18 protein-coding genes and 3 pseudogenes are annotated in these 23,063 nt (G+C 69.4%); 6 read left to right on the forward strand and 15 right to left on the reverse strand.

Annotated elements, in window-relative coordinates; translation table 11 throughout:
- Positions 1-344: 344 nt before the first annotated feature.
- Both ACFV2S_RS30070 and ACFV2S_RS30075 read left to right on the forward strand, forming a co-directional pair.
- Entirely contained in the window at positions 345-944 is a 600-nt protein-coding gene (locus tag ACFV2S_RS30070) for a hypothetical protein (RefSeq protein ID WP_385565832.1), read from the forward strand.
- 14 nt (positions 945-958) lie between these two features.
- Positions 959-3,622, forward strand: a complete 2,664-nt coding sequence (locus ACFV2S_RS30075; protein WP_385565836.1) for a Helicase associated domain protein — start codon at positions 959-961, stop codon at positions 3,620-3,622.
- Between the two features lie 39 nt (positions 3,623-3,661).
- On the opposite strand, the gene ACFV2S_RS30080 is transcribed toward ACFV2S_RS30075, so the two are convergent.
- From ACFV2S_RS30080 to ACFV2S_RS30095, 4 genes are all read right to left on the reverse strand, one after another.
- Positions 3,662-5,503, reverse strand: coding sequence for a hypothetical protein (locus ACFV2S_RS30080; protein WP_381677312.1), 1,842 nt, complete (start codon positions 5,501-5,503; stop codon positions 3,662-3,664).
- Positions 5,500-5,979: an ABC-three component system middle component 2 gene (locus tag ACFV2S_RS30085; RefSeq protein ID WP_381677314.1), complete on the reverse strand. Its 480-nt coding sequence runs from the start codon at positions 5,977-5,979 to the stop codon at positions 5,500-5,502. Before ACFV2S_RS30085 ends, ACFV2S_RS30080 begins: the two co-directional genes overlap by 4 nt.
- Complete coding sequence (locus tag ACFV2S_RS30090; protein WP_385565843.1) at positions 5,976-7,010, reverse strand: ABC-three component system protein; 1,035 nt, start codon at positions 7,008-7,010, stop codon at positions 5,976-5,978. The genes ACFV2S_RS30085 and ACFV2S_RS30090 overlap by 4 nt, the downstream gene beginning before the upstream one ends.
- Before the next feature lie 521 nt (positions 7,011-7,531).
- Positions 7,532-8,125 (reverse strand): hypothetical protein, encoded by a 594-nt coding sequence (locus ACFV2S_RS30095; RefSeq protein WP_385565847.1) that lies wholly within the window; start codon positions 8,123-8,125, stop codon positions 7,532-7,534.
- Between the two features lie 488 nt (positions 8,126-8,613).
- Between ACFV2S_RS30095 and tpg (ACFV2S_RS30100) the strand changes: the two genes are divergently transcribed.
- Positions 8,614-9,171, forward strand: a complete 558-nt coding sequence (gene tpg / locus ACFV2S_RS30100; RefSeq protein WP_027761667.1) for a telomere-protecting terminal protein Tpg — start codon at positions 8,614-8,616, stop codon at positions 9,169-9,171.
- 33 nt (positions 9,172-9,204) lie between these two features.
- Here tpg (ACFV2S_RS30100) and ACFV2S_RS30105 read toward each other — a convergent pair whose 3' ends face one another.
- The 4 genes and pseudogenes from ACFV2S_RS30105 to ACFV2S_RS30120 all read right to left on the reverse strand — a co-directional run bounded on the left by ACFV2S_RS30105 (position 9,205) and on the right by ACFV2S_RS30120 (position 14,051).
- Complete coding sequence (locus ACFV2S_RS30105) at positions 9,205-10,314, reverse strand: hypothetical protein (protein ID WP_385565854.1); 1,110 nt, start codon at positions 10,312-10,314, stop codon at positions 9,205-9,207.
- A 13-nt stretch (positions 10,315-10,327) separates the two neighbouring features.
- The gene (locus tag ACFV2S_RS30110) at positions 10,328-11,071 is read right to left on the reverse strand and encodes an ATP-binding protein (protein WP_359252775.1); all 744 of its coding nucleotides are present in this window, start codon (positions 11,069-11,071) and stop codon (positions 10,328-10,330) included.
- An 85-nt stretch (positions 11,072-11,156) separates the two neighbouring features.
- Positions 11,157-12,663, reverse strand: a pseudogene (locus tag ACFV2S_RS30115) (Mu transposase C-terminal domain-containing protein); the annotation flags it as partial.
- A 161-nt stretch (positions 12,664-12,824) separates the two neighbouring features.
- Positions 12,825-14,051, reverse strand: a complete 1,227-nt coding sequence (locus ACFV2S_RS30120; RefSeq protein WP_385565860.1) for an AAA family ATPase — start codon at positions 14,049-14,051, stop codon at positions 12,825-12,827.
- 311 nt (positions 14,052-14,362) lie between these two features.
- Here ACFV2S_RS30120 and ACFV2S_RS30125 point away from each other — a divergent pair.
- Positions 14,363-14,944 (forward strand): annotated as a pseudogene (locus ACFV2S_RS30125) (helicase associated domain-containing protein); the annotation flags it as partial.
- 135 nt (positions 14,945-15,079) lie between these two features.
- Positions 15,080-15,277 (forward strand): annotated as a pseudogene (locus ACFV2S_RS30130) (Helicase associated domain protein); the annotation flags it as partial.
- Positions 15,278-15,332: 55 nt separating this feature from the next.
- Here ACFV2S_RS30130 and tpg (ACFV2S_RS30135) read toward each other — a convergent pair.
- The 6 genes from tpg (ACFV2S_RS30135) to ACFV2S_RS30160 form a co-directional block, all read right to left on the reverse strand.
- Complete coding sequence (tpg, locus tag ACFV2S_RS30135) at positions 15,333-15,890, reverse strand: telomere-protecting terminal protein Tpg (RefSeq protein WP_385565864.1); 558 nt, start codon at positions 15,888-15,890, stop codon at positions 15,333-15,335.
- A gap of 4 nt (positions 15,891-15,894) precedes the next feature.
- Positions 15,895-18,021: a telomere-associated protein Tap gene (tap, locus tag ACFV2S_RS30140; RefSeq protein WP_385565868.1), complete on the reverse strand. Its 2,127-nt coding sequence runs from the start codon at positions 18,019-18,021 to the stop codon at positions 15,895-15,897.
- 427 nt (positions 18,022-18,448) lie between these two features.
- Positions 18,449-19,237, reverse strand: a complete 789-nt coding sequence (locus ACFV2S_RS30145) for a DUF6368 family protein (RefSeq protein ID WP_385566047.1) — start codon at positions 19,235-19,237, stop codon at positions 18,449-18,451.
- A complete protein-coding gene (locus ACFV2S_RS30150; protein ID WP_385566071.1) occupies positions 19,161-19,364 on the reverse strand; it encodes a hypothetical protein in 204 nt (67 codons plus the stop codon). Before ACFV2S_RS30150 ends, ACFV2S_RS30145 begins: the two co-directional genes overlap by 77 nt.
- A gap of 385 nt (positions 19,365-19,749) precedes the next feature.
- Complete coding sequence (locus ACFV2S_RS30155) at positions 19,750-19,950, reverse strand: transposase (RefSeq protein ID WP_385565871.1); 201 nt, start codon at positions 19,948-19,950, stop codon at positions 19,750-19,752.
- Positions 19,951-20,263: 313 nt separating this feature from the next.
- Positions 20,264-20,548 (reverse strand): helix-turn-helix domain-containing protein, encoded by a 285-nt coding sequence (locus ACFV2S_RS30160; protein WP_385565874.1) that lies wholly within the window; start codon positions 20,546-20,548, stop codon positions 20,264-20,266.
- Positions 20,549-21,092: 544 nt separating this feature from the next.
- Between ACFV2S_RS30160 and ACFV2S_RS30165 the strand changes: the two genes are divergently transcribed.
- Positions 21,093-21,329 (forward strand): hypothetical protein, encoded by a 237-nt coding sequence (locus ACFV2S_RS30165; RefSeq protein ID WP_385565878.1) that lies wholly within the window; start codon positions 21,093-21,095, stop codon positions 21,327-21,329.
- A gap of 2 nt (positions 21,330-21,331) precedes the next feature.
- Here the strand turns inward: ACFV2S_RS30165 and ACFV2S_RS30170 are convergent, their stop codons facing one another.
- Positions 21,332-22,453, reverse strand: coding sequence for an IS630 family transposase (locus ACFV2S_RS30170; RefSeq protein WP_385565881.1), 1,122 nt, complete (start codon positions 22,451-22,453; stop codon positions 21,332-21,334).
- Between the last annotated feature and the right edge of the window lie 610 nt (positions 22,454-23,063).

Below are 23,063 nucleotides of genomic sequence, written 5' to 3' on the forward strand. Positions count from 1 at the left end.
TTGTTTATAAGAGACTGGGCCAGGAGGCTCCCGCGCTTCGCGCGGGAGGTGACCCCGTTTCACGGGGTCCGGGCCTTCGGCCCGTTGGGGTGTCCGCTTCGCTCCCACCCCGAGTCCTTCCGACTTCGCCTCCAGGCCCAGGGCCCGCTTCGCGGCCCCAGCTAGCAACAGCACAGGTGGCGAAGAGGCTTGTCGGGCGCGGATCCGGGGGCTCCAACTAGGAGGGGAGCGAGGGTCGCTCGTTCGTGTCGGGTTCTAGTGTAGCGGGTGCATCGGTTTGATGCAGCATGTACCGTTAGCGGAAACACGAGACACCCCCCCAACCGCCTCGCAGGAGAGAATGAATGCCCACGGATGAAGAAGAGGCCACTTCGGTCTGCCACCCAGCGTGGGACGTTCTCATCCCGGCACAGACCGAATATCTGTCGGCCATCTCGCCTCATTATGACGAGGCCTTCTGGGACGTTGCGCAGCGCGTCGAGCGTGCGGGGTGCCTCGGCAAGACAGACATCGCTGCCCTGGTCGTGTGGAAACGAATCTCTGCTCAGACCCGTTGGGTAACGGACCTCATGTCGCTGCCAGACAGTCATGTTCGAGCTGTGACGGAACGAGCCCTCACATCCGTCCAGGACCTCAATCTCTCTCGCGGTGAGGCGGCTCAGGCAGGGCGCGGTGCCATCGCGGAGCTGCCAGGGTTCGTTACGGGTGATGCCCTCGCGTCGGCCGTTCTGACGGCGGCCGCCCCCAAGCGGATGGCGGTCTACGACCAGCGCGTCCAGCGGGCCCTCAATCTCTTCGGGATCACCCTCACGAAGAAGTCTGGCCGCTATGGCCGATACATGGACATCATCGAAACTCTCCTCACGCAAAGCGGAGGCCGCGCGGATGATTGGACCGCACGCGATGTAGACACTGCCTTGTACTGGGTCGGCCAGAAGAGCTAGGGGGAACTACGGCGATGCAGATCATTAATCTCAAGGAACATCAGGTCGACCAGAAGTCGGCGTTCCGGAAGTGGGTGGGATTCCCTGCAAGGTCACCTGTACCCTCGCAGGGCGCCCGGGGCACCATCGTGTCAGCGACCGGCTCGGGCAAGACGATCACGGCCGCCGCGTGCGCGCTGGAGTCCTTCGCAGACGGCCGGATCCTCGTCACCGTGCCCACCCTGGACCTCCTCGCGCAAACCGCCCAGGCATGGCGCCTGGTGGGCCACCGAGCCCCGATGATCGCCGTGTGCTCGCTGGAGAACGACCCGGTGCTGAGTGGGCTGGGGGTGCGGACCACCACCAACCCGATCCAGCTCGCGCTGTGGGCCTCCTCGGGGCCGGTCGTCGTGTTCGCCACGTACGCCTCCCTGGTGAACCGCGAGGACATCGACGCACCCGAGGGCCAGCGGAAGGTCCGCGGGCCGCTGGAGGCCGCTCTGGCGGGCGGGGAGCGGCTCTACGGGCAGCAGATGGCGGGCTTCGACCTCGCCATCGTCGACGAGGCCCACGGCACCGCCGGCCACCTCGGACGACCCTGGGCTGCGATCCACGACAACGCCCGTATCCCGGCGGACTTCCGGCTCTACCTCACCGCGACCCCCCGGATCCTGGCCGCGGCCAGGCCGCAGAAGGCCGACGGCCCGGAGGCCGAGCTCGCAAGCATGGCCGACGACCCGGACGGAACCTACGGCGCGTGGCTCGCCGAGCTCGGACTCTCGGAGGCTATCGAGCGGGGCATCCTCGCTGGCTTCGAGATCGACGTCCTGGAGATCCGCGACCCCTCCCCTGTCCTCGGGGAGTCCGAGGACGCGCAGCGGGGCCGGCGCCTGGCGCTGCTGCAGGCCGCGCTCTTGGAGCACGCCGCGGCGTACAACTTGCGTACGGTCATGACGTTCCACCAGAAGGTGGAGGAGGCGGCCGCGTTCGCGGAGAAGCTGCCGGAGACGGCGGCGGAGCTGTACGTCACCGACGCCTCCGACGCCGATCTGGCGGCCGCGGAGAAGCTGCCGAAGTCCTCGATCGAGGCCGAGTTCTACGAGCTGGAGACCGGGCGCCACGTGCCGCCGGACCGGGTGTGGGCGGCGTGGCTGTGCGGGGACCACCTCGTCACCGAGCGCCGGGAGGTCCTGCGGCAGTTCGCCAACGGCATCGACGCCGACAATCGGCGCGTGCACCGGGCGTTCCTCGCGTCCGTACGCGTCCTGGGCGAGGGCGTCGACATCACCGGCGAGCGCGGGGTGGAAGCCATCTGCTTCGCCGACACCCGCGGCTCGCAGGTGGAGATCGTCCAGAACATCGGCCGCGCGCTCCGGCTCAACAAGGACGGGTCCACGAAGATCGCCCGGATCATCGTGCCGGTCTTCCTGGACCCGAGCGAGGACCCCACCGACATGGTCGCCTCCGCGTCGTATGCCGGCTTGGTGGCCGTCCTCCAGGGCCTGCGCAGTCATGATGAGCGCCTGGTCGAGCAGCTCGCCTCCCGCGCCCTCACCAGCGGGAAGCGCAAGACCCACCTGCGCCGCGACGAGGACGGGCAGATCGTCGGCACCGGCGGCGAGGGCGAGGACCAGGAGGACGGCACCGACGCCGCAGCCGAGTCGGCGCTGCTCCACTTCTCCAGCCCTCGCGACGCCGCCACGATCGCCGCGTTCCTGCGCACCCGGGTCTACCGGCCGGAGTCCCTGGTGTGGCTGGAGGGCTACCAGGCCCTGATCCGGTGGAGGGCGGAGAACGAGATCACCGGCGTCCACGCCGTCCCCTACGACGTCGAGGTCGAGGTCGGCGTCACGAAGAACTTCCCCCTCGGGCGGTGGGTGCACCAGCAGCGCAAGGCCCTGCGCGCCGGCGAACTCGAGGACCGGCGCAAGGTCCTCCTGGACGCCCCAGAGGCCGGGATGGTGTGGGAGCCCGGCGAGGAGGCGTGGGAGGCCAAGCTCGCCGTGCTCCGCTCGTACCGGCGGGCCACCGGGCACCTCGCGCCCCGGCAGGACGCCGTGTGGGGCGAGGACGACGAGATGGTGCCCGTCGGCCAGTACATGGCCAACCTCCGCAGGAAGGGCGCGAAGAGCGGGCTGGGGAAGGACGAGGACACTGCGACGACCCGGGCCGCGCAGCTCGCCGCGATCGACAAGGACTGGAACTGCCCCTGGCCGCTGGACTGGCAGAGGCACCAGCGCGTCCTGGCGGACCTGGTCGACGCTGACGGCCAGCTGCCCGACATCGCCCCAGGCGTCCTCATGGACGGCGACGACATCGGCCGGTGGCTCCAGCAGCAGAAGCAGCCGGCTACCTGGGCGCGCCTGTTGCCCGAGCAGCAGGCGCGGCTGACCGCGCTGGGCGTGGAACCCGCCCAGGCGCCGCCACCGGCCCCGGCGGCCAGCCGTGCGGCGAAGGGGCCGAGCAAGGCGCAGCAGGCGTTCCAGCGGGGCCTGGCAGCCCTTGCGCAGTGGGTGGAGCGGGAAGGCGCGGACCGGCCGGTACCGCGCGCCCACGGGGAGGAGATCGCGGTCGAGGGCGCGGCGGAGCCGGTCGTCGTGAAGCTGGGTGTGTGGGTCTCCAACACCAAAAGCCGACGCGACAAACTCACCGCCGACCAGCTCGCCGCCCTCACGAAGCTGGGGGTGGACTGGGCTTGACCGAGGCACGTCCGGCTGTCCGTGGTGGGCGGCTGGTGCTCACTGCCTTTCTCGGGGTGGGAAGAATCCTTGGCGTTCCGAACCGTCCACGCTGAATGCGTGGACGGTGGCACGCCCTCTGATGCTCGCTGGCGGTGTCGGGTTCTCGATCACGATGACCTGGCCCGGCGGATTCTCCAGGAGGTCGCGGTAGAAGTTCTCGGCGACGTCGGCGGTCATCAGCTCGGGACGGTCTTCGTGCGGGTCTTCGGGCCGGCGGTAGGTGAGGACCGGAGTGTCGAGCACGACGAAGCCCGGGTGGATCAGGTCGCGGGCTGTGTTCCGGCGCGCGAGTGATACGGCGAAGGCGGCGTGGAGGATGGACCGCATGCCCCTGCCGCGGCTCTTTCGCGGCTGTCCGTCAACGGAGAGCTCGGCAGTCGTTGGGTCGTAGCGGACGCGGTTGCTCCCCGGAACATGCCAGGCTTCCAAGGTCTCATGGATCATGCGCTCGAAGTCGGCGACGTCGGCGGCGGGGATGCCGTCGGGACGGGCAGTCGGCGGAGCGGGAGCCACGGTGGACAGCGATGCCTTGAGGTCTTCGAGCTGCTCGATCTGAGCGTGCAGGGCCAGCTCGTTTTCGACCCGTGAGCGGGCGTTCAGTAGTTCGGTGGCGTCCGTGTCGACCGGTTGCATCCGTTGATCGAGTGCGCGGAGCTCCGCAGCGTTGTGTGTGAGCTCTTCGTGTCGGGCAGCGCGGGCCGATTCAATGTCCGCTGCCTGCTCTTCCAAGTCCTCGATCATGAGGAGCAGGTCGCTGAGCAGGTCTGTTGTCTTACGCGTCTCGGCAGATACAGACGCTGCCAGCTGGGTGCTCTCGGCGAGGTGGTGCTCCGGGTGCTGGTGTTGGGGCTCGGCGCCGCAGAAGACGCAGGTCCCGGTCTGGAAGTAGCCCAGTAGGGTTCCGGCTTCACCGACCATCTGGAGCCGGGCCAAGTCTGACTCGTACTGCTCTTTCAGCAGAGCGAATCGTGCGAGCAGCTGCTCGACCTCGTCGCCCCGCTGCTGGGCCGCGAGGTTGATTTCTTCCAGGCCCCGGCGGTCACGGAGAAGGCTGGTGCGGATTTCAGCAAGTTCGACGGCGGCGGTGGTCACCTCGCCGAGGGCCGCCTGCAGGCGGTCGAGTTGCTCCCGCAGTTGCGACTGGTTTGCCTCCATCGTGAGCTTTCCGCGGTTCTCGTCGATCAGGTGGTCGATGACCGCGATCTTCCCCTTGCCGAACTGCTTCTCCAGATTGCTTGGCGCTGCAGGGCGTTCCGGCTCTTCCTCTCCGCTGAGGAGGAGTTTGAAGACCGACTTCTCCCTGGTTTCGTTCAGGGGATTCCGGGTGCCCAGTACCGGAGAGTGCTGATCTGCCATGCGTGTGTCGTTGACGACGGCCAGGCGCGCGAGGTCCCGAAAGTTCAGCGGCAGCACGTTGCCGCGGCCGCTCTGGAGGATCCGCTGGCCGTCGATTCCCAGGACGGTCAGCAGGTAGCGGGAGATGTTTTTCTTCGACTTGGCGTTGTGCTTGAACTTGAGAGTCTCGTCCGCTGGCTCCGATGGCATCTCTCGGAGATCGTGGTTGAACACCTCGATGGTGTCGCCGCCGATCGCGCGGGACAGAGTGAGGCTGCGACCGTCGCTCACCCGTAGGCCGAGGAGAATGCGGGTGTAGCCGTCGTCCTCCGGGATCGACTTGAGTTCGCTGGCGCCCAGCATGTAGTCCACGGCCTCTTCGACGTAGGACTTGCCCGTGTCCGAGGCTCCGTAGATGACCGTCAGGCCGGGACTGAATTCCACTGCCGCCGGAGGCTTGTCCATGCCGAGGAAGGTCAGGTGGACGAGCGTCAGTCTGATCACAGGACGTCCTCTCCCAGGTCGCCGGGGCTCACGTGGATACGGTCAGACCAGCGCTGGGTGATCTGCTTCATGCCCTCGCGGACGTCCGTTCCTTCATGCATGTAGGTGCTGGTGAGCCAGTCAGCCCGTTCGATGAGCTGCCCGACATAGGGAGCTTCCAGGGCGTTGAGGAAGCTCGCTGCCTCGTCTGTGGCCCCGTACATGAAGCCGTGGTCGGTGGTCGTCATGTCGGCGAGGCCGGCGCGTAGCAGGACCATGAGGCCCTGTTCGATGAGGCGTCGGCGCAGGCCGAGCTCGCCGGGGCCGGCGGGGAGGTCGGGGTGGAGACTGGCGGGGCCGTGGTCGAGGTCGCCGCTGTGGAGCATGGCGTGGTCCAGGTAGACGAGCTGGGCGACGTCCAGGCGGCGGGGGAAGGTCTCTGCCAGGAGGACCAGAGCGCGCATCCCGGCCTCCACGGGGCCGTTGAGGGGGGTCACGAGGTCTCCTCTTTGCACCAGGTCAGCCGGTCGTCGTTGGCCAGACGATGGCACATGCCCTTGAGGTCGATGACCTTCACCACGGGGGCGAGGATGTTCGCCGGGTTCGGTGTGTGGGCGACAGCCGCGTCCAGTACGGCTTCCAGCCGTGCGTAGCCGCTGGCATGGTCGCGGTCTTCGATCTCGATCACGGCGTCGTACAGGTCGGTCTCGATCGCGGTGTAGGTCGCTTCCGGGACACTCTCCTGCGCGAAACGCCACAGCGACTCGGCGTGGAAGAAGGCGGCACGCTGGCGGAAGAGATGGCCGCTGACTTTCGCATGGTCGCGGGCCTGTTGCAGCGTCTCCAAGGCGAGGCCGTGCTTCGCGTTGTAGGCGTCCAGCAGCTTGCGGACGTAGACGGCTTCGTGTGGTGCCTGGTCAGGTGGGGCCGGATCGGCGGCAGGGCGCTGCTTAAGCGGTTGTGGGAAGCGCCTAACGTGGTGGGGGGTCGCAGCGTGCAGTTCGAGAATCTCTTCGAGGTTCCGGGCTTCGAACATTGAGAAGTCCGTCGCCTGCGCCAGTGCGCCCACAGCTGTACGCATCTCCGGGGTGAGCTTGGGCTTGGTCCCGAGCTTGGAGTCCTTGTCGTCCCACGCCGCGAAGAACTCGTCCTTCAGCTGGGGCGGGTTGAGCAGGAGTCGTTCGAGTCCCGTGCCAATCTTTGGTGCGACGAAGACATAGCGCGTGGGCAGCTCGTACGTGCCGAGGATCTTCGCGACGAAGATCTTCACCATCTCTGGGAAGGCGTCTGATTGCCCGAGCGGCTTGAGGTAGTGCTTGCACTGGTAGCAGTGCCACTCGCCTGCGGTGCCTTGCTCGGAGAGACAGGCTGCGACGTCCGCTCCGCGGTCGCCGGCCCCACCCATCCGCTGAACTCGGACGTAGGGACGACCAGACCACGTACCGAACTGGTGGACCCACTCGACGGTGAAGTCCTCCCAGTCGTCAGCGTCGTAGATGTATTGCAGGTACACCTGAGGCGTGGGCAAGGGAGCGCTCTGGGTCGGCGGCGCAAGCACGACGACCTCTGGCGATTTGGGCTCCGGAAAGCCCTCGAATACCGGCCGGGCTCCATCCCTTCCCGGCTCAAGCCTCCCTGCCACAGCCCACCCCCGGCCCCTACTGTCACGCAAGATCACTCACGGTAGTGATATCACCTCGCATGGTCCGTCAGGAAGGCGCCTGGGCAGCCTCACCCCTTGGAGTTGGTGTAGTCGATCACCCTGCGGCCGCGGCCGGGCCGCGCCGAACCCGGCAGCCACGTCCAGGCGCAGGGTCGGATACAGGTAGACCCTGCCGCGGTGTCGACGGACATGTGAGCGCTGATCTCCGCGACGAGGCCGGCTGGACGAGGGTGGTGTCGAGGACGTCGCACGCGCCCAGCCCGACCGTTGGTCGGCGTTTGTTCAGGTCAGGGGCGCAACACGCTTCGGATGTTGCAGCGGATACCCAAGGGCCGGCTACCGGCGGCGCGGGATGGTCATCCGGGCCTCCGCCAAGACGACGCCGGTCACCGAGGGGCGCTCTGTGCGTCGACGCAGGGCCCTTGGGCGCGGAAGCGCGCGCGGGTTTCCGGCCAGGGCGTCGCACTGTCGTGGCCGGAGCAGCCGGCGCCTCCGCAGAGGGAGCGTGAGCCGGGCATTGGCTTTCCGTTGTGCAGTGCCACCCGCCCGTACGCCTCGTAGCGCTCGCGGCCGTCCTCGCCGTCCACCAGCTCGTTGGCGAGCTCCTGCTTGGTCCAGCGTGCGAGATTCTCGCCCGGATAGCGCCACCTCCTGAGGATCATGGCAATGATCTCCGCCTTGGAGTGGTCGTCCATCAGAGCGTTCCTCCGCTGGAGGAGTTCGTTACGGAGCTCGACTTCGGCTGCGGAAAGCGGCGTGATCGCGTTGCGGATGTACTCGGGGTCCGTGTCCGCCTCGAAGAGCATGACGCAGTGATCGTGCGGCACAGGGACGGCGATTTTGCCCGGAAACTTGGCCTGCGACTCGGCGGCATCACGTACCCAGTTGAGGGCTTCGTGGTAGCCGAGGTCTGTGCCCTGCTCGCGTGCGGTGCGCTGGAGCTCGCGGGCGCGCTGCTGCTCGGTGGTGCGCTTGGTCATGGACGGGTCCTCTCGGCACCGGGTCCTCGCCCCCGCACGGCAACCCCGGCTCGATGGATCCTCAAGGTGCTCGTCAAGCGGTCCGTCGATCCCGGAAGACCTTCCACCAGTGGTCCGGGCAGTGTGGGTGTCCGGATGCGGTGTGGGCGTCGGCGAAGCCCAGGGCGTCAGCCCCGCGGGCAGGATACCGGCTCGGCCGCCAGCTCTTCGCCCTCGCCGGAGATGCGGGCGACCAGGGCGGTGGCGCTGTCCGCGTACGGATCGATGGCTCATGTGCGTGCCGAAGGACAGCACCGGGACGCTGGCGACTCCGTCGTGACCCGTGCCGTCGGCTTGTCGCTGGTGCTCGTCCAAGGGCTCATATCTTGCGGCAGCCAGTGCTGTCCCGAGAATGCAAGAACGGGCAGGCAGGAGCAGGCGACGTGGGAGAACTGACACGGCGGACTGCAGATGCCGGCCCTGGCGGCTGGCCGCTTCGAGAGGCGGATGTGGGACAGATCGAGCAGGGGTTGGAGCGCGCGTTACGCACCCGGCCCGTTCCTGCAAGCACCGAGGCCCGCCTGCGGTTTCTGCTGGCATCACACGGTGGTTCCACTCGGCAGGTCGCCACTGTGCTGGAGGTGTCGCAGCGCACCGTGCAGCGGTGGGTGACGAAGAAGCCAGGAGCGCGTCGTCCGCCGGGTCCGCTGCAGGTGCAGGCGATCGAGGAAGCGGTCCTGGCCCGGTGGCAGCCCCGAATACGGGCCCGTCGACGCGCCCAGGCAGAGGCGGAGGGCTTCGTCTTCCATACCAGGGCGCGATTCGGATTCGCGGCTCCTGCAGGCTCCTCTGACGACCCCCGGGTGCGGTGGATCACCCAGGACCTGCCGGGAGAGGTAGCCCGGGAGCTGTTCGCCGCCCGGGACGCCGGCGCGGGCGAGCAGCAGCAGACGGTGATCCTCGCCCGCGCGCTGGGACACGCCTACTTCCGCGAATGGGGCCGCCGGGCCCACGGTCTGCACATCGCTTTCAGCGACATCGAGTTCGCAGACTTCTCGATCGGTTGAGCCTGCCCCTTCGAGCGAAATGCGTCAGGGGGTTCAGCGTCGCGAGGGCCTGCGACTGGCCGGCATGGCTTCGTACTGCTCGGCTTCCTGCCGCTCGCGCCAGTCCCACTCCACACGGCCAACCGGGCCTTGGCGGCGGGCCGCGGGCGGCTGGGGCGGGCGCAGCTTGGCCGTCTCCGCCACGCGCAGCAGGTGCGCACGGTCACCTGGTGCGGCGAGCAGTTCCTGGTCCTCGCCGGAGACGAGCCGGGTGAAGCAGACGGCGGCCCGCAGGAAAACGCCGGCCCAGGGCGGTACGGGGTGGGCGGCGCAGCCGTCGGTGTAGCGGGCGCGGTCGTGCAGGGCGAGCGTGGCCGCGGCCGTGTCGTAGTCGCGGGGGCGTGCGGTGGCGAGTTGCTGGAGGGAGGCGCCGGTGAACAGCGCGGCGGCGACGGCCGCGGCCAGGCGCGGATGTGCGGTCGCCGCGTGCAGTCGGTGGGCGACTCGCTGGGCGGTGTGCGCGGTGAGAGGAGCGGGCGGTGGGCGGTGCCGCCAGGCGATCAACGGTGGCGTGCACGGGTCAGCGCAGGGGCGAGGGCTGTCGTAGGAGATGAGGCGTTCCAGTGCGGGCAGGGTGAGCCACGGACCGGTCGGCCCGGCGGGCTCGTCTGCGAGTGGGGGTTCGGTGACCGGTGTGCCGTGGTAGTGGCGGCGGGCTGCGTCGAGGTCGGTGGTGAGGGAGTAGTCGGCCGTCTGCAGGGCCTGGTGCAGGGCGGCGGGAAGGTGGGGGCGGTGGCAGACCAGGGTCAGGTGGATACCGGTGAGGGCACGCAGCTCCAGGAGGCGAATTGTGCGGCGGGTGGTGAGGCGGTGGGCACGCAGGACGGTCAGCCGGGTGACGGGCAGGGCGGTCATCCAGGCGGCAGCGGCTTCCCAGGCGGGCTGACGCCCGGCGGGGAAGCGCCCGGTGAGCAGGGGCGGTTTGCCCAGGGCGGCGAGAAGGTCGTGGGCGAGGCCGGTCTCGCTGGTGGTGCCTGGGCCGGGGTGCAGAGTGATCCGGCCGGACGGCGGATGGTGGGCGGCCAGGGCGGTGTGGGTGTGGATGACGTCGTCATCGCGGTCGATGACCACGATGACAGACGGCGACCGCGCGGCGGAAGGCATGGCGGTGTGGTGGTCAGCCAAGGCGGCTGAAGGCCCAGCGCAGCAGTTCCTGATCCACGCGGGGACGGCCGGTGCGTGCCAGGGCGGTGCGGGTGTGCGCGGTCAGCTGGGCCCAGGCGCGGAAGTTGCCGTGTGCGGCGTGGCTGTCGGCGAAGGTGATGTCGTCGGGATCGGCATCGGCCCAGATGGGGTGGAACAGAGGGATGACGTCGAGGACCTCGTCGGGGGTGAGGCGGGTGAAGTGCTGCCAGATGAAGATGCGGGAAGAGAGCATCGGTTCGCGGCGCAGCACGGTGTGGCAGCCCTCCCCGCCGACGAAGATGATCGCCAGCTGGGTGGAGGGCTCGTCCCACAGGTAGCGGAAGTACTCGAACGCCTCCCCGTTGAGCCACTGTGCTTCGTCGACGAGGAAGGTGCGGGGGCGCTCGGCCAGAGCGGTCTTCAGCAGACGGTCGAATTCGCTGGGGTGGCGCGGCGGCTCGCCGGCCAGGTCGAGCGCGGTGAACAGCTCGTAGCGCACCGCTCGGGCGGTGGGACGGGCCCGGAAGGTGATCTTGCGGACGTCCTCGCCGGGTTCGAGTTCACGCAAGCAGGTGTTGACGGCGAGCGTCTTGCCGAAGCCGGCGCCGCCGTGGATGCACATCATCGCGCGGGCGGCGACCGTATCGCCGATGTTCTCCCGCGCGGTGAGCAGGGCGCGGGTGGTGACCACGGAGGCGTCGGGGAGGTCGACGTACTGGTAGGTGGCCGCGGTCACGAGGCGTCTCCGTCTTCAGTGGTCTGAGCGGTCGATCCGGGCACACGCCCGGGGGCAGGTTCGGATGGGACGGGAGCAGGCCGGCCGGGCGCGGTCCGGGTGACGAGGGATGGCGGGGTGCGCCAGTCGGCTGGGGGCGCGGCGGGCGGGATGAGGTCCGGCATCGCCAGATCGGACAGGTCGGTGCCGGCGGCCTGGGCGAGCTCGGCCTCGGCCTGCGCGGTGGTCAGGGTGCCGAGCCGCTGGGGGGCCTCGGGCTGGTTCACGGCTGCGTAGCGCTCGCGCTGTGAACCCTCCAGGTCCTTCTTCAGGCGGCGGGCGCGGGCGGCCCGTGCCCGCCGTACAGCGCTGACCTGTTCCTCGGTCGCCTGGTCGGCCAGGTCCGCGGGACCGAGGTAGCGGCCGGTGGCCGCGTGGTAGACCTCGATGCGGTGGTCGTGGTGGGGCATGAAGCGGACTCGGACCTGGATCCCGGACTGACCGGTCATCCACGGCCCCACATAGTCACGTTTCCTGAAGCGGATACCGCGGGTCGTCAACGTGCGGGTGCCGGCGTCCTCCAGGGTGAACGTCCACAAATCCGCCGCGGCCACGTCCCGTAGCGGGGTGGGATCGTCCTGCCACGCCTCAAGCGGGGTCCTGCCCCGCAACGGCGCGGGCTGGTGTTCGGTGTTCCACAACAGCGTCCAGGCGAGCAGACGGGCGGTGAAGTCCTCGAAGCCGAGCAGCACCTCGTCCTTCGGCCGGGACGGGCGTTTACCCGGGCGCGGCTGGCGGGCGTAGCCGGGCAGCGCGGCCAGGAACATGCTCTCCACCGCCCGGTTCAGGCCCTCCACAGTGCCCTTGAGGTGCGGGGTGTAGGCGGGCAGGTCCTCCACCGTCACGTCCAGCAGATCGAACGCGGCGGTCACCGTCCGGGACAGAAAGTCCTTGCCGCGATCGACACGCACTTTCTCGGGCAGACCGCCGAACGGGCCGTAGGGGTCCTCCCGCAAGACCGCGGAGCGCAGCGCGGCCAGCACCGACTCCCGGGAGGGATGTATCGGGGTGACGGCGACGCCGGTGATCGCGTTGGTGGCGCAGTCGGTGAACCAGGTGATCCACGGTCTGCGGGCGGTGCCGTCGACATCGACGAGCACGGGGGCCTGCATGTGGTCGGTCTCCCACACGTGGTTGCGCCAGCCGCGTGGCCGGGCCAGGAACACATCATGCTTACGCGCCGCCCGCTCACCACCCGCAAGCCCAGCCCGCTCCCCCGGCGACAGGTCCCGGCGGATCGCCCGATGCAGCGTCGTCAGCGACGGTGCGTCCGCAGGCGGGGACTGCCGAGCGGCACGCAGGACCAGCTCGCGATGAACTGCCCGCACGTTCCCTTTCCACAGTGCGAGCAGGCCGCGGACTTCGGGCGTGATCGTGAACCTGGCGTCGGCTCGAGATCGGGCACCGGGGTAGGCGGCCGCGGTCTGATCGCTCTGAGCGGCGGCCAGCCAGCGCCACACCGTGCGCTCCGACACCCCCAGCGCATCCGCGGCCACCCGCACGTGCCCTGCTGTCAGCATCTTCCCTGCCCGCAGTGCGAGCAGCCGCCGCACAGCCGGACCGCGCAGTGCCATCCTCGACGCCGCAGGCAACCCGCCGCCTGCGCGGACCGCGTCACCGTCCTCCATGCCAGCTCCCCTCACCCGGGCGGGACATCGTGTGCGTGCCGTGGCCGGCAGCAGGCAATCGCCCTCCCCCTGCATGAGCGCTCCCGTCACAGCGGCGGCGCGACCCGCTGGAACAGCCGCCTCAGCAAGGTCCGGTCGATGGCTGCGTCAGCGGTGGTGAGCAGCGCGTTCTGCAGGTGCGCGGTCAAGGCAGCCCACGTGCGGAATGTGCCGTGGGCGCACGACTGGTCGATCCATCTCAGGTCCGGGGCCGGGACGGTGCGCCACAGTGGATGGAAGCCGGTCATCACGGCCTCTGCTTCCGCTCCGGCTAGGCGTGGAACCTCCTGCCACGCACCGATCCGCGATGCCAGATGCGGCAGCCGGGCCAACGACCGCTCGCTGCCCGCCCCGCAGAGCACCAGCGTGATCCGCGTGTCGGGGTGGTCCCACAGGCTCTGCAGGTACTCCAGGCACGGCATGGGCAGGCGCTGAGCCTCATCGACCACCAGCACCCGAGCCTCGCCCAGAGCTCCCGCCACCGCGGCGTCGGCCAGCGCAGAGGTGTGCGGAAAGCGGCCCGGCAGTGCCAGAGCGTCGAACACCGCCCGCCGCATGCCGGCCACCGACGGGCGCACCGGCACCGGCACCCACGTCACCTTCCAACCAGGAGGCACTGCGTGGAGCGCCATCCGCACGGCGACGGTCTTGCCTCGGCCCGGGTCGCCGAACACACACACCGCGCTCTGAACCGCCATCGCCTGCCCGACCGCCTCGGCCACCGCCCGAACCGACGACGTCCGCACCAGCTGTGCGCCCGCCGGCAACGCCACCCCCTCCAGCGCGCCGCGCTCCCCCGGCGGCACGCCCGCGCCCGCCGCCGGCGCAGGGTGCGGCGGCCGGCCCGCTGCCCCCTTCGCCGCGCCGCCCTCGCGCGGCCGGGCCAGAGCGAGGTCAGCCAGCGCCTTCCTCGTCTGCTGCTCCTCCCGATCCCGCCGCACCATCGCGCGGTCCGGCAAAACCCTGCCGGCCTCAAGGTCCCGGTGCACCACCCGGTACAACGACGCCAGCGACGGCACCTCACCCCCGGCCTGCTTCAGATGCCGGTGCAGCACCGCCACGTTCCCGCCCGCCCGCGCCAGCACCTCCCACGCATGGTCGGACAACTCCAGCCGGGCCCGAGGCCTGCGTTCCACACGCCCCTCGGTCCGCGCCGCCTCCAGCCACCGCCACACCGTCCGCGCAGTCACCCCACCGACCTGCGCACCCGCACGCACATGCGCCGTGGTCAACACCCCGGCCGCATCGAGCTCCAACAGCCGCGCCACCAGCACCGGCCTGGACACCCTCAGCCCTGCCGTAACCTCACCCCACACACCCGGCTCGCCCACCCCGCACCCTTCCACCACGGCCACCGACACCCACCACGGTGCAGCCACGCAGCCCTCGGAAGGATCAGAAGTACCGTTCCCAAGACAGTGGAGCGGAGGGTGGTGTACCACCCCATGACAGCCGTGGCCGTCGTATGCACCGCCCCACGACAGTGACCATGCCCTTCCTCACACCCGACCGGCGACAACGCACCGGTCTGACACACCGTCACTGACGCCACTCCACTGACACCAACCCGGCACATCGCACGGTGATGGTCGCGGACTGGGTCAGCTTCAACGTGATCGACACGGAGAAGCAAGACTGGGCTCGCGGCTGGGCGGCGCTGAAGAAGTTCACCGAACGTGAAGCTCACGCCCGGGTTCCGTACGGGTACAAGGAGGGCGCCTACCCGCTGGGGCAGTGGGTCGCGGAGCAGCGGCGGGCGTACGGGGCGGGGCAGATGGGCGGCCTGCGCGCCCGGCGGCTGGAGAAGCTGGGCATGGTCTGGTCGCTGGCGGACGAGCGGTTCCAGGAGAACCTGGAGGCCGCCAAGGCGTACTACGAGGAGCACTGGACGCTGTGCGCACCCCGGTCCGCGACGATGTTGGACCGGCCGGTGGGACAGTGGTTGTCCAACCTCCGCCGGCCCGGTGCGCTGGAGGGTCACCCCGAGTGGAAGACGGCGCTGGAGGCCGTGGACGAGGACTGGAACCCGGCGTGGCCGCCCGAGTGGCAGCGGCACTACGCCGTGGTCCGCGAGATGCTCGCCGAGGAGACCATCCTCGGCTACATCGAACCCGGGGTCACCGTGCACGGCATGGACATCGGCAAGTGGCTCACCCGGCAGCGCAAGCCCGAGGTCTGGACGGCCCTGACGGACGGGCAACGCGAACGCCTGGAGACCATCGGCGTCATCCCCCACGCCCCGGAGCTCGAAGAACCTGCCGAGGCGGAGGCGCCCGCGGCACCCGTGAGCGCCTTCGAGCGGGGCGTGGCGGCCCTGGCGCAATACAAAGCCCGGGAGGGCTCTGTGACGGTCTCCAGGGGCCACGTCGAACGGCTGAAGGACGGCAGCGAGGTCCGGCTCGGGGCGTTTCTCAGCAACACCAAGAGCCGCCGGGCGAAGCTCACGACGGACAAGCTCGCCGCACTCGCCGCGCTCGGGCTGGCCTGGGCGACAGCCTGACGATCTGATGCAGGAACCCCGGGCACGCAGTGCGGCCCGGGGTTCCTGAGCGGGTTCAGTAGTCGAGATCCAGATAGTCGATGTCGGTGATCTCGACGTCCGACAGTCCTGTAGCCCGTCCGCCGCCGTCCTGGAAATACACCTCTTTGAACCCTTCGGCGATGATTCCGCGCATCTCCTGATCGCTGGCGCCGGAGGTGCGGGCGTCGAACAGGCGTTGCGCGTACGTCGCGGGGAGGTGGACGGTGAGCCTGCGGAACCGTCCGTCGTCGGTGGTGCCGACGGCGGCGGTGTAGCCGAACCGGGCGCGGGTCTCCACCGTGATTCCGCCGGTGGCGGCGGCCTGCTTCTGCCGGCGTCTGCGTACCAGCGGCTGCCATCGGGCTTTGACCGTGTTGTCGATCTTCGCGGCGATGTCGGCGCGGGGGTGCTTGCGGGCGCCGCGCCGGTAGCGGTTGACGGAGTCGGCGGTGACGCCGAGTTCCGCCGCGACGGCTTTCGCGCTGCCGAACTGCTTGAGCAGGAACCCGATCTGGCCCTTGAGCGTCTTGGGCGGGTCCTTGGTGAACGCCTCGCGGTCGGCGCGCTCGATCGCGTCCTCGATCTCCCCCACGGCGCTATTCCCCTTCGTCCAGGACGGCGTCGCCGCCCTTGATGTGGCGGGCCGGGTTCAGCCCCTTCTCCATCAGGTCGACCGCCCACAGCATCGACTGGACGCCCTCCAGCTTCGCCAGACCCGGGGTGGGCCCAAGGCGGAACCCGCCCGGTTGCGGCTTGCCGGAGGCGGCGTAGGGCAGGAAGTCGAGCGGCGATGTCCCCGGGCTCGGGTAGACGACGCAGTCGGAGAGCACGGCGAGCGGGTACAGGCCGGTCAGCTTTGCCATGTTGTTCAGCTTGCGGTGCATGTTGACGCGGGCCTTGCTGATGACGGCGGCCCGGATGTCGGGGCGCCAGGTCGGCCGGGACAGGGCCGGCCATGTCTCGCCCTGCTTGTAGTGCTTGCCCTGGGGGCGCTCGCGGAGCTTGCCGACACCGCCCTTGACCGTTGCCTTGATCGCCGCGAGGACGGCGGCGAGCGCCGGGTCCCGCTGCTTGTGGTGCTCCATCGCGGCGAGGAACTCCGCGTCGGTCAGGTCCCGGGTGACGCCGAGGTCGGCGAGGGTGTCGACGTAGGCGTTCTTGAGCCGGTCGTGCCACGGGTCGAGGTAGGCGCCGGTCTCGCGGCGCAGGTACGCCTCGATCGGGTGCACGTCGTGGCCGAGCTCCTGGGCGTAGGCGAGGGTGTGGGTCTGGTACCAGGCCGGGCCGGTCGGGCGGGAGCCGTCGGGGGTGAACGGGGAGGGCAGGCGCGGGTCTAGGTCGATGTGGGACAGGTCGGCCAGCCACGAGCCGGGGATCTTCGGGTTGAATGTGGGGGCGTGGAAGTGGTCGGGGGCGGAGAGGCCGACGACCAGGCGGGCCGCGGCGGCGAGGAACGCCGTGTTCAGGTCGAGGCCGACCGCCCACGGCAGGGTGCACTCCTCATCGGAGAGGGTGTCCACCGAGCGGACCCACTGGTACGCCTCCTCGTTGAGGAACCCGCCGGTCCAGCCACTGTTGACGACGACGGGGTGTTCCGGGGTGGCCTCCGGAGGCGCCGGGTCCATCGGCTCGGTACCCAAGGAGCCCGGGTTGTAGCCGGAGACCCAGTTGCCGGTGGACGGGTCCTGTACGGCCTTCGTCGGCGGCCGCATGGCGGTCATCAGTTCCAGGCCGGAGACGGCGGTGGAGCCGCGCGGGGTGATGACGCGCTGGGCGTAGACGCCGAGGAGGCGGGCGATGTCGGCCGACTCCATCTCCGCGACGCCGGGCCAGGACCGCTCATCGAGGGCGTCCCACGACAGGATGGCCAGCTGCACGCACTGCCGCTCGCGGCCCTGGGCCTTGCGGTAGATCCGGGCCCACGGGCCGAACCCGCGCTGCGTCAACTGCCACTTCGCCTTCGCCACCTGCCTGACCACAGGGTGGTCCTCCGAAAGGCGCAGCGAGCGGCGCTGCTCATGGCCCTCCAGGCGCTCCGGCAGCCCGAGCTTCACGGCGGCCGTCGCGGTGAGGACGATCAGCGGGTCGGAATCCTTGCCGTACCGGTTGAGCTTGGCGGCACCGAGACCGGACTCCTTGAGGGTCCACTCCACCAGATCCGGCACGGTCGTCGCCGGGCAGTCCAGGACGATGCCGCCTGTGGCGTACGCGGAGCCGTCGCCGTCCAGGACGGCGAGCGGGCCGTGCGGGAAGCGCGGGTCGGTCGGGGGCGCGGCGGCTTTCTTCGCGGCCGGGCGACGCGACGACGACGACGCCGTCTGTCCGGCCGGGCGGGCGGACGAGACCGGGGCGGCGGGGGCCTGTGCCGGGGCGGCCGTCCTGGCGGGCTCGGGCGTGGCAGGGCCTGCGAACGTATTGGGGACCATGGCGGGCTGCGGCGCGGCCGGGGGCGCCGGGAGGGCGGGAGCTCCGTGGGCGGGGTACTTCGCCGCCCACGCCTTCAGCAGCCGTTGGTAGGCCTCCAGGCGCGGTGACTTCGGCTCGCTCCTGCCGTTCTCGTAGTTCTTGACCGTCTGCACGGTCGACTTCAGGGCTTGGGCGAGGCGGGCCTGGGTGATGCCGGCGGCCTCACGCAGGCGGGCCCGCTCCGCCGGGGGCGGAAGCTGTGGCTCTTCCTCCAGCAACGCGTCGATGTTCGCGAACAGCTCTTCCTCGGATGCCATCTCGGCCCCCTTTCTTACCTCCACCCTAGCGCGAGTTACCCAAGAATTTACCCCATACCTTTAACCCTATCGGGGCAATTTCGGGACGAGGGACGGTGGTGCCGTGTGGCGATCTGAGGGGCGATCATCCTCCGAATGATCAAGGGTTCGCATGGCCTGTTCGGCCGTCAGATCGCCGCGCAGGATGTTGCCCTCTAGGAGGTAGAGGGCGGTGCAGGACAGAGCGCGAGGCCCCGTGTGCCTCCCTGCCGGACGAACGGGCTCCGCCCCGCCCGGGAAGGAGCGGACGGGGCGGAGCGGCGCTTATAGGTGAGAACGAGGTTCTGGCACAGATCTTGGGGAGCGGTCGCGGAGGGTGACGGGATCGTTCGCTTACAAGGGAGGGGCACGAACCCGGGCCCGTCACCGAGACGCCGACCACCTGGGCTTACTTGACGAGGCGGAAGTCTGGGTGCTGCAGCCAGGCCCTGAGGAACTGCAGATCGCCGACATGCCGGATCCAGCGGCCGCCGCCGCCCGTGTCGTAGGAGACTTCCCTGACGGTGCCAGGGAGCGTTGCCACCAGCGCCCGTGCTCGGGCCAAGTCCGCAGCTTCTTCGGCCCGATCGCCAGGGGTGTATCCAAGGACGCCGTCGAAGTCGATCGTCGCGTGGAGCCGTTGGGCGACGGCAAGGGCGAGGTGTCCAAGCAGAATGTGGTTCACCTGCCCCGAACAGCCGGCGGCGAGTATGAGGCCCTGAACCGGCGGCAGCGAGAAGTCGGAGTAGTCCTCATCGTCTGCCGGTATGCAGTCGTCCTCGGAGAGGAAGAACATGCCCGCCTCGGCCGTGTCGAGGGGGTGCAGACCGAGGACTGCAGACTCTCGGACTCGGAAGGCCAAGTCTCCGTCAGCCTCGGTTTCGACCGGTCCGCAGAACGTCTCCAGCCACGGGATCACACCGTCGCGTATCTCTTCAAAGCTGCGGTGCTCGAAGAGCCACAGTCCCACTGCGGGTCCCGCCATGATGCCCCCCAAATGCGCGGCCCAGTGCCGTCTGGACCTGGTTCTACCAGGTCCACGGAGAGACATCCGATCGATTTCGGGACGCGGACCTGCTGGCCGGTGGACGATCGCCGGGACAGCGACAGCGGGCCTGTTGTCAGGTGGGACGGCAGGCCTCGCAGACGTGCTTGTCGATCGCGGCCACCAAGTCCTGAGCCAGTGCCTGCACGGCATCGTCCCCGTCACCGGCCAACCTGTCTGCCAGGCTCCTGCCGTCGAGCACAGCTCGGTGAGCCGCGTATTGAACGTCGAGCCGTGGAGGATTGGCCTGTTCGAGGATCGTCAGGAGCAGCTGGATCACACCGGAGCGGCTGGCGACAGAGTCAGTTACCGCGAGATCCCACAGAAACGGGACCGCCTCGGCAGTCGCGTCGAAAACAGACAGCTCACCGAGCCATAGTCCAAGCACTCAACGCTGAAGCGCTCGTCAATGCGTCGCCCCACGCCACCCGTGACAGTCGGCCCGGAACCTCTTCCGCTGATCCGTACGCGTGCGTCAGCTCGTGCCACCGCACGCGGCTCATGCTCTTGAGTATCGTCCCCACCGCGCACCCCAGTTCTAATACCCGCCTGTGACGCCAAGCGCCCCCATTTCACCTCCCAGAGCACATCAACCGCGAGCCTGTCCCGAAACGCTGGAGGAGCGTTCCCAGAACTCAGTTCTGGGAGGCTTGGGGCTCGGAGTGCTACTGGAGCAGGATCATCTTGCGGAGTAGTTCGAATCCGGCCCGGCCGTAGAGCTGCCGCTTGATCTTCTTGATGCGGTTGACAGCACCCTCAATGCTGCCGGAGCTCCAGTCGAGAGTGAGCCCGGCAGTCACGGCGTCGAGGTCCCGGAGCAGGTGGAGTGCAAAGCTGGTGAGCCCGGGTAGCTGGCTGGCGTCCACGGCGTCGATCCAGGTGGGGAGTGTGGAGCCGAGGCGTCGGTGAGTATCTCGCCGAAGTCGCGGACGTGTCTGGCAGCCCTGTCCAGTTCGGGGCAGTGTGCCAGGAGGACCTCCTTCAGGCCGGCCCGGTCTTCCTCGGTCAGGGTCGCGGGGTGACGGGTGATCCAGCCGGCCACCTGCCGCACTGCCGGCGGCCGGGGCGGTGCCCCGGATGGAGCCCGCGCAAAGTGGCAACGTGGGCACGGACCATGCCGTAGGTGACCGGGGCGTGCTCGGCAACCAGCTCGCCGTGTAGTCGGGTGACGCTGGTGCATCACTCGGCGAATCGCCGCTCCAAGGAGGGCTTGTAGGGGTCCAGCCTGCTGGGTCGGGGCCGGATTTCGCGGATGGTGTCCTGCCAGCGTGCGTCGTTCGCGTACCGGAGCACGGTGTTGAGGCCCCAGCCCAGGAGCCGGGCGATCTCCCGGCGTGAGTACCCCTGGGCAAGGAGCTCGTGGACCAGGGCATGTGCTGCCTTCTTCCGCTCGGCTCGCCGACCGGCGGGCGCCGAGTCGCTCTGCGGCCGGCCGGCAGCCGTTCGGGTGGCCTCCGGCAACATGCCGCTGGGTGAAGGATTGCGCAGGCAGTCGCGGTGGGCGGCGACGCAGGTCTCCACGGCTCGGCCGAGGCCTGCCACAGATGGAACCGGTCAACGGCCTGCAAAGCGTCGGGGGCACCGCGCCGGGCGCCCTCGGCGTAGGCGCCCGCCCGGTCCCGGCAGATGATCTCCACGCCGGGGTAACGGACCAGCCCACGGATCGCGGCTCTGGCCCCGGCACGAAGTCCTCGCCCGCCGCGACAACACCCCCGGCCAAGGCAAGGGCGGCGAACGACGCACCGGTGAACCCCAAGGCCCCCGCAAACAGCACGCCTACGAAGGCGACCCCCGCCTCGAAACCGCCCGCGGAGCCCTCACCGCAGCCGGCGGTGCGCCCAAGAGCCGGACCGCCGCCACGCTCGCCGAACAGCACGGAGGCACACCCCGCACCTGGGAACGCCTCCTCACCGCAGCCGCGGCAACCGTTCCAGAAGCGGACAACGGGCTCTAGTGCTGTGACCGGAAAGGTTCACCGGGTCTGATCTTGTGATGGCAGGATCGGCTCGTGGATCTTTCCGAGGGCCTGGCTGCATGGACTGATTGGGACGGTGCCGCCTTCGCGGTGGGCCGCTCGTTGGGGATCTTTGAGGAGTCTGCGACGTTCACGCAGGTCAAGTCGGTGTTCTGGACGGACAACCCGTTGGGGAACGCCCTCCATGAGGTGCTTCTTCAGCTGGTCGCCGCAGGAGTGCTGGAGCGGCGTGAGGAATCGGACGAGCAGTTCCTGTGGTCGGGGCGATGACGTCAGGCCGCCGCTGGTAAAGGTCTGCCGCCCCAGCGGAGACCTCGTTCGCTGCGGACGCGTGCACGTTCGCGGCGTTGGGCGGCCAGGACGTCGCGGTGGCGGGCGTTGTCATTCCGCCAGCGCAGGTAGGCGTGCAGGACCCGGGTCTGGACGGTGTGGTTCGGATGGTTCGAGTTGGCCAGCGTGAACTGCCGCAGCGGTCCAAAGTGGGTCTCAATGGGGTTGGCCCAGGACGCGTAGGTCGGGGTGAAACACAACTCGACCTTGTTCCGGGCCGCCCACCTGCGGATCTTCCAGTTCAGGTGGGCGGAGAGGTTGTCCAGGATCACGTAGATCGGCCCGCCGTCCGGGCGGGCAGCACGGATCGATCGCAGGGCGGCCCAGGTGTGGTCGATGCCCTTGCGGCGCCGGTTGATCCCCCACAACGTGTCGTCGCCAACCGAGTAGCAGCCGTGGAAGTAGGTGATGCCGTGCGTGCGGCGGTAGGTGGCCGGCAGCCGCTCGGGGCGGCTATGTTCGGCCCAGCATGAGCCGGCGGTGGGGCAGATGCCCAGCAGCCCGAACTCGTCGAAGGCGAAGGTGCGGCCCGGCCGCTCGTTGACCGCGTACTCGATCCGCTCCAGCTTGGCGTCGAACGGCGGGTCCGGGGACTCCTTCCAGGTCTCCGTCCGCTGGAAGGTGATCCCGCGCCGGGCCAGTGAGCACTGCAGGGCCTCGCGGCCGATCCGGACGGGCCGGGCGATGTTCCGACGCAGGTGATCGACCAGTTTGTGGACAGACCAGCGGGTGAAGGGTTTGCCCAGCATGGTGGGGCGGGTGGTGGCCGTCTGAATGACGAAGTCCTCGTCGTCACTGCTCAGCAGGCGGGGACGGCCTCCCGCCCACTGAGGGTTGAGGCATGCGAGCCCGACCTCGTTGAAGCGATGGATCACATCACGGACCGTGTCCTCGTCCGCCTGGACCAGACGCTCGATCACCGGGACCGTGCTGCCACCGGCCGAAGCGAGCAGCATCATCGCCCGCCGAAACCGCACCGAGCTCGTACTGCCCCGTCGCACGGTCTGCTGAAGCTTCTGCCCTTCCTGCTCCGTCAGCCGACGGACCCTAACCGGTGGTGCCATCCCGCCTCCCCTGCTGGTTGGAAGTCCTCACTTCCAACCAGCACAACGAGCAACCCGGCGAACCTATGCGGTCACAGCACTAGCCCGGTTCGGCTATGCCCCCGTGGGCGCGGGACCGGCCGTGTGTGCGTGGCGGAGTGCGGTGCAGCGGATGCCGTCGGCGGGGTGCCACTCCATGGCGGGTTCCACGGCGGTGCCGTGGTCGCTGCAGTACGCGGTGGGGACGATGCCGCCGCAGGTCTGCCGTGCGCACCGGCACCAGGTACTGGGGGTGGTGTAGGGCAGCGCGTGGCGAATGACGCCTCCGGTGGTGCGGGGCGAGGCGTAGCTGGGCGGGACCCAAACGCGGGCGGTGTGCGCTTCCCGACCCGGGCGGCGAGCACCCCCGTCGAGCGGCGGACGTCATCCATCGCCGCGCGCAGGCCCGCCGTCAACGCGCGGGCCCGAACGGTGGTCAGCTCGCTCGCCATCACCGCCTCCAGGACGCCCCCTGTCCTACCTCCAGAATCCACCTGCGCCGGCGCAGTCCCTGCGCCGGCAGGGTCCGAGGCGCGGTGCTGGCAGGCCGCTGCCAGTGCCATGGCGTGTGGCGCGGCGGCCCATACGGAAG

It is taken from the genome of Streptomyces sp. NPDC059695, from assembly GCF_042733785.1.
Lineage (GTDB): Bacteria > Actinomycetota > Actinomycetes > Streptomycetales > Streptomycetaceae > Streptomyces.